14 protein-coding genes are annotated in these 16,821 nt (G+C 64.8%); 8 read left to right on the forward strand and 6 right to left on the reverse strand.

From position 1 onward, the window contains the following. Position 1: 1 nt before the first annotated feature. From QCE69_RS02480 to QCE69_RS02490, 3 genes are all read right to left on the reverse strand, one after another. A complete protein-coding gene (locus QCE69_RS02480; protein ID WP_309929294.1) occupies positions 2-778 on the reverse strand; it encodes an enoyl-CoA hydratase/isomerase family protein in 777 nt (258 codons plus the stop codon). Between the two features lie 69 nt (positions 779-847). After that, a complete protein-coding gene (locus QCE69_RS02485; RefSeq protein ID WP_309929297.1) occupies positions 848-2,329 on the reverse strand; it encodes an asparagine synthetase B family protein in 1,482 nt (493 codons plus the stop codon). A gap of 274 nt (positions 2,330-2,603) precedes the next feature. Next, on the reverse strand, positions 2,604-3,107 hold the full coding sequence (locus QCE69_RS02490; RefSeq protein WP_309929300.1) for a DUF1566 domain-containing protein: 504 nt from the start codon (positions 3,105-3,107) through the stop codon (positions 2,604-2,606). Between the two features lie 455 nt (positions 3,108-3,562). Here QCE69_RS02490 and QCE69_RS02495 point away from each other — a divergent pair, with 455 nt between their 5' ends. The 7 genes from QCE69_RS02495 (at position 3,563) to QCE69_RS02525 (ending at position 10,748) form a co-directional block, all read left to right on the forward strand. Next, a complete protein-coding gene (locus tag QCE69_RS02495; RefSeq protein WP_309929302.1) occupies positions 3,563-4,336 on the forward strand; it encodes an L-iditol 2-dehydrogenase in 774 nt (257 codons plus the stop codon). Between the two features lie 288 nt (positions 4,337-4,624). Next, positions 4,625-5,989 carry a sugar ABC transporter substrate-binding protein gene (locus tag QCE69_RS02500; RefSeq protein WP_309914099.1) on the forward strand — a complete coding sequence of 455 codons (1,365 nt, stop codon included), beginning with the start codon at positions 4,625-4,627 and terminating at the stop codon, positions 5,987-5,989. Positions 5,990-6,090: 101 nt separating this feature from the next. Continuing rightward, positions 6,091-7,029: a sugar ABC transporter permease gene (locus QCE69_RS02505; RefSeq protein WP_309807402.1), complete on the forward strand. Its 939-nt coding sequence runs from the start codon at positions 6,091-6,093 to the stop codon at positions 7,027-7,029. Then, complete coding sequence (locus QCE69_RS02510) at positions 7,026-7,889, forward strand: carbohydrate ABC transporter permease (RefSeq protein WP_404987219.1); 864 nt, start codon at positions 7,026-7,028, stop codon at positions 7,887-7,889. The genes QCE69_RS02505 and QCE69_RS02510 overlap by 4 nt, the downstream gene beginning before the upstream one ends. Positions 7,890-7,899: 10 nt before the next feature. Further along, positions 7,900-8,628: an HAD-IA family hydrolase gene (locus tag QCE69_RS02515; RefSeq protein WP_309929305.1), complete on the forward strand. Its 729-nt coding sequence runs from the start codon at positions 7,900-7,902 to the stop codon at positions 8,626-8,628. Continuing rightward, positions 8,621-9,757 carry a sn-glycerol-3-phosphate ABC transporter ATP-binding protein UgpC gene (locus QCE69_RS02520; protein WP_309929307.1) on the forward strand — a complete coding sequence of 379 codons (1,137 nt, stop codon included), beginning with the start codon at positions 8,621-8,623 and terminating at the stop codon, positions 9,755-9,757. Before QCE69_RS02515 ends, QCE69_RS02520 begins: the two co-directional genes overlap by 8 nt. A 139-nt stretch (positions 9,758-9,896) precedes the next feature. Then, complete coding sequence (locus QCE69_RS02525) at positions 9,897-10,748, forward strand: MOSC N-terminal beta barrel domain-containing protein (RefSeq protein WP_309929309.1); 852 nt, start codon at positions 9,897-9,899, stop codon at positions 10,746-10,748. Positions 10,749-10,752: 4 nt separating this feature from the next. Here QCE69_RS02525 and QCE69_RS02530 read toward each other — a convergent pair whose 3' ends face one another. The 3 genes from QCE69_RS02530 to dalD all read right to left on the reverse strand — a co-directional run bounded on the left by QCE69_RS02530 (position 10,753) and on the right by dalD (position 14,881). Further along, complete coding sequence (locus QCE69_RS02530; RefSeq protein WP_309807407.1) at positions 10,753-11,700, reverse strand: sugar-binding transcriptional regulator; 948 nt, start codon at positions 11,698-11,700, stop codon at positions 10,753-10,755. A gap of 115 nt (positions 11,701-11,815) precedes the next feature. After that, on the reverse strand, positions 11,816-13,297 hold the full coding sequence (gene xylB / locus QCE69_RS02535; RefSeq protein ID WP_309807410.1) for a xylulokinase: 1,482 nt from the start codon (positions 13,295-13,297) through the stop codon (positions 11,816-11,818). A 195-nt stretch (positions 13,298-13,492) separates the two neighbouring features. Next, the gene (gene dalD / locus QCE69_RS02540; RefSeq protein WP_309929311.1) at positions 13,493-14,881 is read right to left on the reverse strand and encodes a D-arabinitol 4-dehydrogenase; all 1,389 of its coding nucleotides are present in this window, start codon (positions 14,879-14,881) and stop codon (positions 13,493-13,495) included. Between the two features lie 393 nt (positions 14,882-15,274). Between dalD and QCE69_RS02545 the strand changes: the two genes are divergently transcribed. Continuing rightward, positions 15,275-16,819, forward strand: coding sequence for an FGGY-family carbohydrate kinase (locus QCE69_RS02545; RefSeq protein ID WP_309929313.1), 1,545 nt, complete (start codon positions 15,275-15,277; stop codon positions 16,817-16,819). Positions 16,820-16,821: the final 2 nt, after the last annotated feature.

Consider the following 16,821-nt stretch of genomic DNA (forward strand, 5'->3'; position numbering starts at 1 on the left):
CTCATCGTTTGGCGGCCTCGACGTGTTCGTCGCCCAGTACGCGGGCAAAGTGCGCGTGAGGACTGCGCGCGGCGAAGGCGGCGCGATGCACGCGCCGGGACGATTCGGCCGATTGCTCCAGCACCGCCCGCATGCCGGCGACGATGGTGGCCTTGGTCGCGCGATACGGCACTTGCGGGTAGCTCGCGAGCGTTTCCGCGCGGGCGATGGCATCACGCAGCAGCGCATCGGGCCGCGAGAGGCGGTTGACGATCCGGTAGTCCACGGCGTGTTCGGCGGAAATCGGCTCGCAGGCGAAGACGATGTCCTGCATGGCCGCATGGCCGATGGCATGCCGCAGAATGGCGACGCCCATCGAGCAGCCGATGCCATGACGCAGTTCGGGCATGCGGAACTCCGCCGTGGTCGCGGCCTGACGCCAGTCGAACATCAGCGCGAACTGGAAGCCCATGCCGATGGCGTAGCCGTCGATGGCCGCTACCGTGGGCTTCTCTACGTTCAGCACGCTGAGGTACAGCTCTGTGACGCGATCGATCCAGTCGTCGACATCCGTGCCGCCCTTGAGCAGGCGCACTTCGTTGAAGTCGCCGCCGGCGCTGAACGAGCGGTCCTGGCCGCCGGTCACGACGACCGCGCCGACCTTCGGGTCGCGGTCGGCGCGGGCGAGCGCGGCCTTGACGCTGTCTTCGAGTTCCGCGCTGAACGGGTTGTTGCGATTGGCGTGCCGCAACGTGATGACGCGGATGCTGCCTTCGTCTGCTTCGGAAACTGCTGCCATGCCTGTCCTCCTTCGCTTCCTTGCGGTTCCTTGAGCTTCCTTGAAGTGACTCGCGTCACGGCGCATGCCTCAAAGCGCGTCTTCTCCGCTGAGCAACGCGCGATAACGGCGATAGGTGTAGCGGGTCTTGCCGACGTAGTCGCCGGTCTCGACGCCGATATGGGACGCGTAGATCTGATTGACCGACGAGCCCTCATGAATGCCGATCTTCTTGCGCCACACGATCTCGTCCGGCAGCAGCGCGTGCTCCGCGGCGCACTCGCGCAACATCACCTTGACTTCATCGGTGGCCACCTTCATGTCGGGCGCGAGGTTCAGTGCGAACGCGACAAGCCGCGGCGTCCAGAACGGGTGATGCACGTCCAGTCCGTAGCGATTCGCCCCGAACGGCGAGAACTCGCCGGTCCAGCGCGTGCGATAGATCTGCCGCCAGAGTTCGGGGTTCACGTCGGCCGGCGCGCTGCCTGGCTTCAGAACGCCGCCGAACAGCAGGTCGGAGCCATAGCCGGTGATGACGCGTCCGCCGATGCCCTCAAGCGTTCGATAGAGGCACAGCAGGCTGGCCTGGATCTCGGCGGAAAGGCCGTCGAAGATCTCGTTGTAGTAGATGGCCTCGTGCGCGCCGCGCAGGATTTCCTGGTCCGTGAAGGTTTGTTCGCTGTGCGTGGTCCGGACGTGGCGCGAGACGGTGCGGGCAAACGGAAATTCGTTGCTTGTCCCGGTGCCGATCGCCAGGGTTCGGACGTCGTCCCGGTGGCGTGCCGCGATGGCCGTGACCATGCTCGAATCGAGCCCGCCGGACAGCGGAATGGACAGCGGCCCGGAACAGCGCGACAGCGACCGGATGGAGTCGGACAGCAGCGAACAGGTCAGTTCGCGGGCGTGCTCGCGGCGCAAGCGCTGCGGCGCGGCCAGCCGATGGCCCAGATAGCTGACGGAATGCATGACGGGATGTTCGCGGCCATCGGACCCGAACGAATACGCCGAGCCCGGCCGCAGGCGTGCGCCGTTGCGCAGCGGCAGGAAGGTGTCTGCCCGGTTGTCATGGGCGAGCACGTCATCCTCGGGGAGGAAGTCCAGTTCATCGCGCCGGCAACGCGCGACGTTCTTCAGTTCCGAGGTCAGCCAGAACGCGCTGCGCCCGCTCACCGCATGCACCGGTTGCAGGCCGTGGGCGTCGGTTTTCACCGCCAGCGTTCCGCGCGAGCCGAAGGTCAGGAACGTGTACGGCCCTTCGACCATGGCGAAGACGGCGTCTCCGTACACCTGGTGCAGGGTGTGCAGGACCGCGGCGTCGTTCGCGGTGAGCGCCTCCGCGGTAATCGTGGCGGCGAGCACGCGCAGTTCGTCGATGTTCGTGACGCTTCCGATCAGCACATGCGTCTGGTGGCGTTCCACATGCGAGAGCGCCGCAAACGATTCGGCGCGCCAGGTCTTCAGCCAGAGTTGCCAGCCTGCAATTTCGAAGCATTCGCCTTCGCTCTGCAGATTCGCGAGAGAAGGTGAAGGCTTGCGTCCTGAATGAGGTACCGCGATGAATGAGAAGGTCATGAACGGTCGCCAAGAAAAGGGGGGGCGTGATGTCCGCCGCGATTGTTTGAACATCGATGAAAAACTGCTGCGCCGAAAATGACGGGGCAAGCACCTTGTCCGTAAAAATTAAATCACGAGGCAATCCTGATTTCTCGCTAAGTGTTCGTAAAGTTTTGTTTTCAGACAAACAAATTCACTGCTGGAAATAGCAGTTAATTAGCCTTAACGAAGGTATGTCAGGATTTGACTGCTACTAATGCATTCGACCGAGCTAACGACTGCAAATGGTCAGCTATAAGTTCTTGACGAGGAAAACCGATAGCGAGAAACCAGCGCTGTGAAAGTCGTAGGCGCCATCGGTGAAATTGACGTAATAGAGCGTGCCCGGAATCTCCGCGGCGGTGGCGCTCCAGAAATTCGCGCCCTCGCCGAAATCCGAGGCGGCGACGGCGGGGAACACCTTGGCGTCGATCTTCGGACCGCTGCAGGTCCTGCGTCTCAGACTGCCCAGTTCTTCGGCTGTCGGCAGGCGCCAGCCGGGTCCGGTTCGTTTCGCGGCCTTTTTCGCTTCGTCATGACTCAGGCCCAACGGATCTCCCGTGCAACGTCCGCTGCGCTGGTCCCATTCCATCCCCACGGCGCAACGCTTCCAGACCAGCCGCCTTCCGGGATCGGTTGCTTCACTCGCGTTGATGCTCCATGAACTGTCGGTTGCCTGAACGCAAGATGCGGAAGTTAAAACGGAATGGAGCGCCAATGGGAGTGTCGTGCACACTAATCCGATATTTCGTTTCATGCTGCTGGATAATGTCATTGTCGTATGATTGAAGTTGCTGCTGTTGATTAACGGATCAAAGAGATCATTTGCCTTGTCTTGGCAAATGACTGCCAACAGGAAGCTAAGCTGTCGGTTCGAGTTAAGGCCAAATCCAAGCAAACCAGCCTAAGCGACATCAATCTTGTTTTGGAAGCATTCAAGAGTCACAAATCAACAAACGGCTGAACCGAACCGTCCCGCACAAGCAAGCGAAAAATGCTCGTACGGGAACGTGCGTTGCTCGTTTCGCGCCATGCCAGATGGGGTTTCCCCGAGCAAACCGGCTGATTGCGCGTCGCAGCATCGAAACCTGTGCCGGATGCCTTGACACGATCCCGCGCAGCGCCGATCATTCGATCAAACTAAGAGCAATTGCTCACTCGTGGAGCGTTCGCTCACCCGCGTGAGTGAAGCGGAAGAAATCGGAGACATCGGTGAAACTGAGAGACAAGGTCGCGATCATCACAGGCGCCGGCGGTGGCATCGGCGAGGCGGTCGCGCAGCGCTATCTGGAAGAAGGCGCACGGGTTGTCGTCGTCGACGTGCGGGACGAGAGCGAACTCGCCCGGCGCTTCACGGAAGACGCCACGCGCGTGCTCGCGCTCAAGGCCGACGTCACGCGCCGCGAGGACATCGCGCAGATCGTCGGGCGCACGGTGGAGCGCTTCGGCGGCATCGACATTCTCTTCAACAACGCGGCGCTGTTCGACATGCGCCCGCTGCTCGACGAATCCTGGGACATCTACGACCGCCTCTTCGCGGTCAACGTCAAGGGCATGTTCTTCCTGATGCAGGCCGTCGCCCAGCGCATGGTCGAACAGGGCCGGGGCGGCAAGATCATCAACATGTCATCGCAGGCCGGACGGCGCGGCGAGGCGCTCGTGTCGCATTACTGCGCGACCAAGGCGGCGGTGATCAGCTATACGCAATCGGCGGCGCTCGCGCTCGCAAAAGAGCGCATCAACGTGAACGGCATCGCGCCGGGCGTCGTCGATACCCCGATGTGGAAGGACGTCGACGCGCTGTTCGCGCGCTACGAGAACCGGCCGATCGGCGAGAAGAAGCGGCTCGTCGGCGAAGAAGTGCCGCTCGGGCGCATGGGCCTGCCCGCCGACCTGACGGGCGCGGCGCTGTTCCTGGCCTCGGCGGATGCGGACTACATCACGGCGCAGACGCTCAACGTCGATGGCGGCAACTGGATGAGTTGACGCGGCGCGGCGCGCTGCATGCGGCTTGAAGCACAGGAAGCACCGTCTATAGTGAAACGGCGTCACAGCAGACACGAAGCGCGGCACACGCAACTGCACACCCGATAGCACACGCAACGAAAAACGCAACGAAAAAACGCAACGAAAAAACGCAACGAAAAAACGCAACGACAAACGCGCGATTCCGGTCGCGCACCCTCAAAAGCAGTCAGCGGCAACCACGGCGCCCGCGGTCATTGCAGCGGGACCCTCCACGGCGTCCGTGCCAACAAAAAGGAGACGAACCTCATGAAACGCACTCAACGCATCGTTCGAACCCAACCGCGCGCGCGCCGCGCACCGTTCGCGAGCGGGGCGCTGTCGGCGGCGCTGGCTGCCGCCGCGCTCGTGCCGCTGTCGGCGCATGCCGCGACCATCACGATCGCGACGCTCAACAATCCGGACATCATCGAGTTGAAGAAGCTCTCGCCGGCGTTCGAGAAAGCCAATCCCGACATCAAGCTGAACTGGGTGATCCTCGAGGAAAACGTGCTGCGCCAGCGCGCCACGACCGACATCACGACCAACAGCGGCCAGTTCGACGTGGTGACCATCGGCACATACGAGGCGCCGCAGTGGGGCAAGCGCGGCTGGCTCTCGCCGATGACGAACCTGCCCGCCAACTACGATCTCGACGATGTCGTGAAGACGGCCCGCGACGGCCTCTCCTACAACGGCACGCTGTTCGCGCTGCCGTTCTACGTCGAAAGCTCGATGACGTACTACCGCAAGGACCTGTTCCAGGCCGCCGGCCTCAAGATGCCGGACCAGCCGACCTACGACCAGATCAAGCAGTTCGCCGACAAGCTCACCGACAAGTCGAAGGGCCAGTACGGCATCTGCCTGCGCGGCAAGGCGGGCTGGGGCGAGAACATGGCGTATGTGTCGACGGTGGTGAACACCTACGGCGGCGAGTGGTTCAACGAGAAGTGGCAGGCGCAGCTCGACACGCCGGAATGGAAGAAGGCGGTCGGCTTCTACGCGGACCTGCTGAAGAACGACGGCCCTCCCGGAGCCAGCTCGAACGGCTTCAACGAGAACCTCACGCTGATGTCGTCGGGCAAGTGCGCGATGTGGATCGACGCCACGGTCGCCGCCGGCATGCTCTACAACAAGGCGCAGTCGCAGGTGTCGGACAAGATCGGCTTCGCGGCGGCGCCGGTGGCCGTCACGCCGAAGGGTTCGCACTGGCTGTGGTCGTGGTCGCTCGCCATTCCGAAGACCTCGAAGCAGCAGGACGCCGCCAAGAAGTTCGCCGCATGGGCGACGTCGAAGGAATACATCGAGATGGTCGGCAAGGATGAAGGCTGGGCCTCGGTGCCGCCGGGCACGCGCAAGTCCACCTACGCACGGCCCGAGTACAAGCAGGCCGCGCCGTTCGGCGACTTCGTGCTGAAGGCGATCGAAACCGCCGATCCGAACGACGCCACGCTGCACAAGGTGCCTTACACCGGCATCCAGTTCGTCGGCATTCCGGAGTTCCAGTCGTTCGGCACGGTGGTCGGCCAGTCGATTGCAGGCGTGGTCGCGGGCCAGACGAGCGTCGATGCCGCGCTGAAGGCCGGCAACGCCGCCGCCGATCGCGCGGTGAAGCAGGCCGGGTATCAGAAGTAAGAGAAGCACGCTGCATGCGGTAACGCGCTTCATCCATCGCGGTACACGGACCGTCCCGTCACGGGGCGGTCCGCCGGCGTCAATCATCGAGAGGTGACACGATGAGTCAACTGAATCCCCCCATCACCGATCATCATCTGGAGGAGTCCGCCGCCGAGCGCGACAAGCGGCGCGCGAAGTCGGTGCGCTGGCTGATCTCGCCGTCCACCGGATTGCTGTTCCTGTGGATGGCGATCCCCCTCGCGATGACGATCTGGTTTTCGTTCTCGCGCTACAACCTGCTGAATCCCGACGTCAAGGGCTTCGCCGGTCTCGACAACTTCGAGTTCCTGGTCACCGATCCGGCGTTCGGCCCGTCCATCGCCCACACGCTCACGCTGATCATCTCGACGCTCGTCATCACCGTGGTCGGCGGCGTGCTGCTCGCGGTGCTGTTCGACCGCAAGTTCTGGGGGCAAGGCATTGCGCGGCTGCTGGTGATCGCGCCGTTCTTCGTGATGCCGACCGTTTCGGCGCTCATCTGGAAGAACATGATCCTGCATCCGGTGTACGGCCTGATCGCGGGACTGATGCGCTCGCTGGGCATGCAGCCGATCGACTGGTTCGCCGAATATCCGCTCTTCGCGGTGATCGTGATCGTCTCGTGGCAATGGCTGCCGTTCGCGTTCCTGATCCTCTTCACGGCGATCCAGTCGCTCGATCAGGAACAGAAGGAAGCGGCGCGCATCGACGGCGCGGGTCCGTTCGCCATGTTCTTCTTCATCACGCTGCCGCACCTGAAAAGGGCGATTGCGGTCGTCGTGATGATGGAAACCATTTTCCTGCTGTCGATCTTCGCGGAAATCTACACGACCACGGGCGGCGGCCCCGGCACCGCGACGACCAACCTGTCCTACCTGATCTACGCACTCGGCCTGCAGCAGTTCGACGTCGGCCTGGCTTCGGCGGGCGGCATCCTCGCGGTCATTCTCGCCAACATCGTTGCGTTCTTCCTCGTGAGAATGCTCGCGAAGAACCTCAAGGGGGAGTACGAGTCATGAGCACACCCGTCCGCACTCAAGCCATGAGCGGCGCGCCGCGCACGTCCGCGCTCGAGCATGTGAAGAACATCGTGCCCGGCATCGTGGCGTGGATCGCGTCGATCCTGCTGTTCTTCCCGATCTTCTGGATGACGATCACGGCGTTCAAGACCGAGCAGCAGGCGTATTCGTCGTCGCTGTTCTTCACGCCGACGCTGGACAGCTTCCGCGAAGTGTTCGCGCGCAGCAATTACTTCGGCTTCGCGTGGAATTCGGTGCTGATCTCGGTCGGCGTCACGGTGATCTGCCTGCTGCTCGCCGTGCCCTGCGCCTACGCGATGGCCTTTTTCCCGACCAGGAAGACGCAGAAAGTGCTGCTGTGGATGCTCTCGACCAAGATGATGCCGTCGGTCGGCGTGCTCGTGCCCATCTACCTGCTGTGGAAGAACACGGGCCTGCTGGACACGGTGTCCGGCCTCATCATCGTCTACACGCTGATCAACCTGCCGATCGCCGTCTGGATGGCCTACACGTACTTCAACGAAGTGCCGAAGGACATTCTCGAAGCGGGTCGCATCGACGGCGCGTCGACCTGGCAGGAAATCGTCTTCCTGCTGATGCCGATGTCGCTTCCCGGACTGGCCTCGACCGGCCTGCTGCTCATCATCCTGTCGTGGAACGAGGCGTTCTGGAGCATCAACCTGTCGAGCTCGAACGCGGCGCCGCTCACGGTGTTCATCGCGTCGTATTCGAGTCCGGAAGGGCTGTTCTGGGCCAAGCTCTCGGCGGCTTCGCTGCTGGCGGTCGCGCCGATCCTGATCGTCGGCTGGCTGTCGCAGAAGCAACTCGTGCGCGGTCTCACGTTTGGCGCGGTGAAGTGAGGGCGCGCTCGTGAATCTCACACCCTCCAACGAAGCCAATCTCGACGATCGCCTGCTGATCTGCGACTGCGACGGCGTACTCATCGACAGCGAGGCCGTCGCCGCGCGCATGCTCGTCACCGAGCTGCAGGCGCTGTGGCCGGGCGTCGATGTCGAACCGGTCGTGATGCCGCTGCTCGGGCTGCGCATCGAGGCGGTGCTCGCGAGCGCCGCCGACACGGTCGGCCGCACGCTGACGCACGATCAGGTGGTCACGATCCGGCGCGCGGTCGAGGCGGCGGCGATCCAGGCGCCCGCGGTGCCGGGCATCGCCGAGGCGCTCGCGGCCGTGCCGTTCATGAAGGCCTGCGCGAGCAACAGCTTTTCGACCTATGTCGATGCGGTGCTGCAACGCACCGGCCTCGTGCGCTTCTTCGGCGCGCGGCGCTTCTGCGCGGACATGGTCGAGAACCCGAAGCCCGCGCCCGACGTGTATCTCGCGGCGGCCCGCGCGATGCGCATCGATCCGCTGCGCTGCCTGGTGGTCGAGGACAGCGTGACGGGCGTGACGGCGGCGCGCGCGGCGGGCATGCCGGTGCTCGGTTTCATCGGCGGCGGACATGCGACTGAAGGACAGATTGGCGCGCTCCAGCAAGCGGGCGCACACGTGGTATTCGACGACATGACGCGCTTGCCGGCGCTCGTGGCGCACTGGCTGCAAGACGCGTCGTTCGACATGGGAGACACACATCATGGCTAGCCTGACCCTGCGCAACATCAGCAAGCGTTATGAAGAAACCGAGGTGATGCGCAACATCAACCTCGACATCAACGACGGCGAGTTCGTCGTGTTCGTGGGTCCGTCGGGCTGCGGCAAGTCCACCCTGATGCGCATGATCGCCGGGCTGGAGGACATCAGCGGCGGCGAGCTGATGATCGACAACACGCGCGTCAACGAACTCGCGCCCGCCAAGCGCGGCATCGCGATGGTGTTTCAGTCGTATGCGCTCTATCCGCACATGACGCTGTACGACAACATGGCGTTCGGCCTCAAGCTGGCGGGCGAGAAGAAGCCCGCCATCGACGCCGCCGTGAAGAACGCCGCGAAGATCCTGCACATCGATCATCTGCTCGACCGCAAGCCGAAGGCGCTCTCGGGCGGCCAGCGGCAGCGCGTCGCGATTGGCCGCGCCATTACGCGCAAGCCGAAGGTGTTCCTGTTCGATGAACCGCTGTCGAACCTGGACGCCGCGCTGCGGGTGAAGATGCGGCTCGAGTTCGCGCGCCTGCACGACGACCTCAAGACGACGATGATCTACGTGACGCACGATCAGGTCGAGGCGATGACGCTCGCCGACAAGATCGTCGTGCTGTCGGCGGGGAACATCGAGCAGGTGGGCACGCCGAACACGCTGTATCACGCGCCGGCGAACCGCTTTGTCGCGGGCTTCATCGGCTCGCCGAAGATGAACTTCATGTCCGGCACGGTGGCCGCCGTGCAGAACGACGGCGTGCTGGTCAAGTACGCGACGGGCGAGACGCAACTGGCCGGCGTGCTGCCGGGCAATGCCAAGCCGGGCGATACCGTGACGGTCGGCGTCCGCCCCGAGCACTTGCAGCCGAATTCGCCCGAAGCGGGCGACTACGGCGTGTCGGCTTCGGCGATGACGGTCGAGACGCTCGGCGACGCGGCCTATCTCTACGCCGAAACCGATGTCGCGCCGGATGGGCTGATCTCGCGCATTCCGCCGCTAGAAAAGCATGCGCGCGGCGAGAAGCTCAAGCTCGGCGCCGCGCCGGAACACTGCCATCTGTTCAACGCGGAAGGGCAGGCGTTCACGCGCAAGGTCGTGGATGGCTGGCAGCGCGAGCACGCGACGGCCGCCTGAAGCGTCGCACCATCGCGGCACAGGGGCATGACGACGGCGCCGTTCGCAGGAACGGCGCCGTATTTTTTTAGCCGACGTAGGATAATCGCGTGTACGACCGGCCGCGTCCGACGGCCGGCGCGCTCCCACCGACATCGCCATGCCCGTCCTGAATGAACTCTTTGTCTATCCGGTCAAGTCCTGCGCGGGCATCGCCCTGAAGCGCGCGACGCTGCTCGAAACCGGTCTCGAATACGACCGCCACTGGATGATCACCGAGCCGTCCGGCGCCATGCTCACGCAGCGCGCGCATCCGCGCATGGCGCTGATCCGGACAGCCTTCGCCGACGATTCACTCGTGCTCGACGCGCCCGGCATGCCGACGCTGCGCACGCCCTTGCGCGCCGAAGCGCTCGTCGATCCGAAGCCGCTGCGCACGACCGTCTGGCGCGACACCTTCGATGCGCTCGATACCGGCGAGGAAACGGCGCAATGGTGCAGCACGTTCCTCGACATGCCGGCGCGGCTGACCCGCTTTGCGCCGCAGGTGCGCCGCGTCGTCGATGAAACCTGGACCGCGCCGCTCAGCACGCATACGCGCTTCGCTGACGGCTTTCCGCTGCTGGTGATGAGCCAGGCCTCGCTCGATGATCTGAACGCGCGTCTCGTCGCGAAGGGCGCGCCCGCGATTCCCGCGAACCGCTTCAGGCCGAACCTGGTGGTCGGCGGACTCGATGCGTATGAGGAAGACTTCGTCGGCGAGATGCGGATCGGCGAGGCGCAACTGAAGCTCGTCAAGCTCTGCTCGCGTTGCCCGATGCCGACCATCGACCAGGACACGGGCGCGGCGGACCCCGCGTGGCCGCACGAGCCGCTCGACACGATGAGCGCCTACCGCGCCAGCGAGCAGATGGGCGGCAAGCTCACCTTCGGCAAGAACGCGATTGTCCTCGCGGGCGAGGGCATGGCGCTGCACGTGGGTCAGGACGTCGAGGCCGAGATCGACTTCTGAGGCGTTACGCTTCCAGCGCGGCCTTCGCGCAGAGTTCGTCGGTGACGAGACCCGACAGCCATTGCCCCTGCAACGCTGCGATCAACGCATCGAGCTTGCGCTGGCCGCCCGCGAAGCCGATCGTGGGACGCCGCGGCGGCGAGTCGAGCTTGAGGCTCGTCACGCGCGCGCCGGTGCTCGACTGCACGCGCTTGCCGGCGGCGTCGATCGGCAGCCCGAGCCATTCGGCCACCGCGCCGGCCTCGATCATCTCCTCCACTTCCGCGCGCGTGATGAAGCCGTCTTCATGCAGCGGACAGTTCACGGCCACGTTGCCGATGCCGACGAAGGCCACGTCCGCGCCTTGCGCGAGTTCATCGACGATGCGATACAGCCGGTGATTGACCCACTGGGCGCGCTCGGATTCGCTGTCGGCCATGAGCGGCGCGGGCAGCATGAAGTGCTTGCCGCCGGTCTTCTCCGAGAGCTGCTGGGCCACGTCATAGCGGTTCGACGAACCGTCCTGCGCGATGGCGCCGACCATCGACACGAAGCGATGCTGCGGCCGCTCGATCTGCCCGATCTGCGCGACGCAGGCCTTCAACGTGCGCCCGCTGCCGATCGACACGACCAGCGGTTTCTCGTCGAGCAGATAGCGCTCCATCACTTGCGCGCCCGCGACGGCGAGCTTGCGGTCGACCTGCTCGGGCGCGTCGCCGTCGACGGGCACGACTTCGCACATCGCGAGGCCGTAGCGGTCGCTGAGCGCGCGCGCCAGCGACAGGCAATCGGCGATGCGATGATCGACCCGCACGCGGATCAGGTTTTTCTCGACGGCAAACGCGACGAGCCGTTGCGCCACCGGGCGCGAGATCTGCAATTTCTCGGCGATCTCGTTCTGGGTATTGCCGGCGACGTAGTAGAGCCAGGCTGCGCGCGTGGCGAGGTCGAGTTTTTCGGTGGATTTGGGCACTGTGGTTGCGCGGCTGTCTGCTCTTAAGTTTTAGTTCTTATTTTGGACAACGTGATGCCAAATTCAGAACCACCCATGGACTCGATCGCCCTCACGAGCGCTCTTGGGGCCGACGTTATGCCAGCCTCGGCCGCGCCGGATCGAACAGCGGCCGCACGTGCTGGTACAGCTCCCGGAAACTCTTCAGCCGCTGCCTCAACAGCGCATGGCGCTGTGCATCCGGCGTGAACTCCTGCTTGATCTCGGGTTTCGCGAGCACCGTTGCCGGGTCGCCGCCCGCCGCGAGCCAGCCGAGCCGCGCCGCGCCCAGCGCCGCACCGGTTTCGCCGCCGCCGTGAGTGCGGGTCGGGGTATCGAAGGCGTCGGCGAACATCTGCGCCCAGTACGCGCTGCGTGCACCGCCACCGAGCATCGACAATGCGCGCGCCTGCGTGCCCGCCGACTGCAGCGCGTCGAGACCATCGGTCAGCGAGAGCGTGACGCCTTCGAGCACCGAATAGCCGAGCAGCGCACGATCGGTCGCGTGCGTCATGCCGAAGAACACGCCCTGCGCGTAGGGATCATTGTGCGGCGTGCGCTCGCCGCTCAGATACGGCAGGAACAGCGGCGCGGACGACAGGATGTCTGCGGGCAGGGCTTCGATCTCGGCGAGCAGCGTGGGCTCGTCGGTCGAGGTCAGCTTGCAGACCCAGCGCAGGCAGCTCGCCGCCGACAGCACCACGCTCATCTGGTGCCAGCGATCCGGAATGGCATGGCAGAACGCATGCACGGCGGACGCCGGATTGGGCCGGAAACGGTCGCCGATCACGCACAGCACGCCCGAGGTGCCGAGCGACAGGAAGCCGTCGCCCGGATCGGTGGCGCCGATACCCACCGCGCTCGCGGCATTGTCGCCGCCGCCCGCTGCGACCACCACGCCTTCCGGCAGGCCGAGTTCGCGCGCGAGCGCCGGCAGCAGGGTGCCGGACGGCGCGCTGCCTTCGGCCAGCGCGGGCATCTGTTGGCGCGACATGCCGCAGGCCGCGAGCAGTTCGTCCGACCAGTCGCGCCGCGCGACATCGAGCCAGAGCGTGCCGGCGGCATCGGAGGGATCGGACACCTTGGTGCCGGTCAGATGCATGCGCAGATAGTCCTTCGGCAGCAGCACGCACGCGGTCTGGCGGAACAGGTCGGGTTCGTTGTGCGCGACCCAGAGCAGCTTCGGCGCGGTGAAGCCGGGCATCGCGAGATTGCCGGCGATTTCATGCAGATTGGGCGCGCGCTCGTACAACTCGGCGCACTCCTTGTCGCTGCGCATGTCGTTCCACAGAATCGCGGGGCGCAGCACGCGGTCTTGCGAATCGAGCAGCACCGCCCCATGCATCTGACCCGAGAGCCCGATGCCGCGCACCTGGGCGAATTCGGCAGGGAATTTCTCGCGCAACTTGAACAGTGCGGCGCGCGTGCCTTCCCACCAGTCGAGCGGATTCTGTTCTGACCAGCGCGGCTTCGGACGCGACACGGTGAAGGGCGTGCCCGCCGTGCCGATCACGCTGCCGTCGGCGGCGAGCAGCAGGACTTTCACTTCGGAGGTGCCGAGGTCGATGCCTAAGTACATGAACGTACCCTTGGGTCGTGGCCAGGTTCGCGCCCGGCGGAAAACGAGGAATGAGCGACGTGTGAGTCCCGCGCAGCGGGAGGCGCTAATTTAACGCCACGCGCGGCGCCGCGCCATGGGCACATTACCCGAGCGGCGCGGCGCGCAGTTGACGCTGCGATTACGTTCGCGATAACCGCGCGCGGATGGAACGTCTCACGGACGGTTGGCGAGCCACGCGTCGACCTTGGCGACGGCGTCGCGCATCACGCGTTCGAGTCCCTCGCTGCCGGCCATCTTGCCCCAGAGCTGCTTGTCCGCGACGAAGGCCGTGACCGGATCGGGCGACGTGAAATAGCCATGCGCGACGGCCGGATCCATCACGCCGTCCTGATAGGCATAAGGCAGCTTGCCTTCGTGCCAGCGTTCGAGAAAGCGCAGGAAGAGCGCGGGCAGGATGGCGGTGGACGCGGGATCGACGTTGCGCGCGAAGCACTCAGACAGCGTCGGCGCGATGAAGCCCGGCAGTTTCGAGAAACCGTCGGCCGCGACGCGCTGGTTCGTGTCCTTGATATACGGATTGCTGAAACGGTCGAGCACGATGTCGCGATACTTCGCGAGATCGATCGGACTCGGCGTGAGGCAGGGAATCACGTCGTCGGTGACATACGCCTCCGCGAGCGCGCGAATCTCCAGGTCCTGCGTGCCTTCATGGATGTACTGCAACCCGACCAGCGTCCCCGCCCACGCAATGCAGCTGTGCGGAGCATTGAGCACGCGGATCTTCGCTTCCTCGTACGCATGCACCGAGTCGACCATCTCCGCGCCAACCTTCTCCCATGCAGGGCGGCCGTCGATGAAGTCGTCCTCGACCACCCACTGGATGAACTTCTCGCCCATCACCGGCGCGCGGTCATCGAAGCCGGTCGCGGCCTTGACGCGCTCGGCGACGTCGGGCGTCGGGCGCGGCGTGATGCGGTCGACCGTCGAGCTCGGGCACGACGTGTTCGCGAGCATCCAGTCGCGCAGGTCGGTCTCGCCGCGCAGGCTCAGGAATTCGAGCATCCCTTTCTTGAAACGATCGCCGTTGCTGCGCAGGTTGTCGCAATTCTGCAGCGACACCTTGCCCGCGCCGTTCTTCATGCGCGCGGCGAGAATCGCGGCGATCGCGCCATAGATGGTCGTCCGGCCGCCTTTCAGGTCGGCGGCGAGATCCGGGTTCGAAGGATCTAGCCGATCGTGATCGTCGAGGTAATAGCCGCCTTCCGTCACCGTGAACGACACGATCTTGCACGACGGATCGGCGCCCGTGGCGATCAGCGCATCGAGGTCCGCCGACCACGGCAGAACCTTCTTGATGGCCTTGATCCGCTCGTATTCGCGCTCGCCTTTCGGCGTCACGGTCTCGAGCGTGTATTCGCCATTCTGGGCCGCCAGCGCGTCGAGCACGGCGTTCATGTCGCCGCGGATGTTGCCCACCGCGAGCGACCAGCGCCTGTCGTTCGCATCACCGGTCTCGATAAGGCGGTGCAGGTACCACGCCTGATGCGCGCGATGAAAAGACCCGGCGCCGATGTGCAGGATCACGTTGGCTTCGCTAGTCATGTTGTCTCTTCCTCTGATGGGCTGCGCGCCGTTCTTCGCGGACGCTGGTCGCAACGGCGCGCGTGCGCGAGACATTGCGGTGGAGTGAGCATTTGCTCGTTTGATGATCTAATGATCGAATAATCGTATTCGCTCGAGGGAATGTCAAGGCGTGATGTGTCGTGCAACGCGGCGCAATTCGCGCGCCTCGGCATGGGTGAGAAGGCGGCAACGCATGAACGGAGACGACGCTGCGCCGCAACAAGACGGCACGCATACGCGTCTCCGGAATAACCCGGATAGGCAAGCCGGCGGCCATTGGACGAAGGTGCGTGAGCGCCTCGCCGGGGCCTGACGCGGGCCCTGAGCGGCACATCAGACGATAGGCGAAAAAACATCATGCAGGAGACAGAGATGAATTACGTGATCGGCATCGACATCGGCACGCAGAGCACGAAAGCCTTGCTCGTCGATACGCACGGCGCGATCGTCGCGCAGCATGCGAGCGCGTATCACCCGGACACGCCGAAGCCGTTGTGGGCGGAGCAATGGCCGTCGGTCTGGTTCGATGCGGTGACCGCGTGCATCGCGGGCGTCACGGCCAAGGCGCGCGAGAAGGGCGTAACCGCCGCCGACGTGAAGTCGCTCTGCGTGAGCAGCCTGTACGGCGGTTCGGGCATTCCCGTCGATGAGCACATGGAGCCGCTGCATCCCTGTCTCATCTGGATGGACCGGCGCGCGACGGCTGAAGTGGACTGGGTGCGCGCGAACGTCGACGTCGAGCGCCTGGAGAAGATCACGGGCAACGGCGTGGACAGCTATTACGGCTTCACGAAGATGCTCTGGCTGCGCGAGCATCGTCCGGAGGTGTGGCAGAAGACGCGCTGGTTCCTGCCGCCCAATGCCTTCGTGATCCAGCGCCTGACGGGCGAACTCGCGGTCGATCACAGCTCGGCGGGCAATATCGGCGGCGTGTATGACGTCGCGCAGCGCGCATGGTCGGCGCAGGCGCTCGACATGCTCGGCATTCCAGCGTCGATGATGCCGAAGCGTCTGGTGGAGTCATCGGAGATCGTGGGCGGCCTGTCGTCGCAGTGGGCCGATGCGCTCGGACTCGCGGCCGGCACGCCGGTCGTCGCGGGCGGCGTGGATGCCGCCGTGGCGACCTTCGCCGCGGGCGTCACGCAGGCGGGCCATCACGTCGCGATGATCGGCACGAGCATGTGCTGGGGCTACATCAACCAGACGGTGGATGCGCGTCATGGCCTCGTGTCGATGCCGCACGTCTACAACGGCACGCGCGATCTCTACGTATTCGGCGGGGCGAGCACGGCGGGGCAATGCGTCGCGTGGTATCGCGACCAGTTCTGCCAGGCCGAGATCGAAGCCGCGAAGCAGCTGCCGCATGGCGACCCGCACCGCCTGCTGGAAGAGGCGGCATCGAAGATCGCGGCGGGTTCGGACGGCGTCGTGTTCCTGCCTTACCTGATGGGCGAACGCAGTCCCGTATGGGATGCGCGCGCGAGCGGCACGTTCGTCGGGCTGAACCTGTTCCATACGCGCGCCACGTTGTACCGCGCGGTGCTCGAAGGCGTCGCGTTCGCGCTGAAGCACAACATGGAGGCGGGACGGCGCGGGGCGCAGTCGCTGGATGACCGGCTGATCGTCGTGGGCGGCGCGGCGCATTCCGATCTGTGGATGCAGATCATCGCGGATGTGACGAACTACCCGGTGCTGTCGATCGAACAGGATGTGGAAGCGGCGATGGGTGCAGCGTTGCTGGCGGCGCTCGGGGCAGGACTGGTGTCGCGCGAAACGGCCGAGGGCGGCTGGGTCACGCTCGTCGAACGGGCGCAGCCGGATGCCGAAAGACAGCGGGTCTATGCGGACCGGTTCGAGGTGTATCGCGAGCTGTATCCGGCGCTGAAACCGCTGATGCATCGGTTGCGCAGCACGTAGCG

The organism is Caballeronia sp. LZ032 (assembly GCF_031451315.1).
Classification (GTDB): Bacteria; Pseudomonadota; Gammaproteobacteria; order Burkholderiales; family Burkholderiaceae; genus Caballeronia.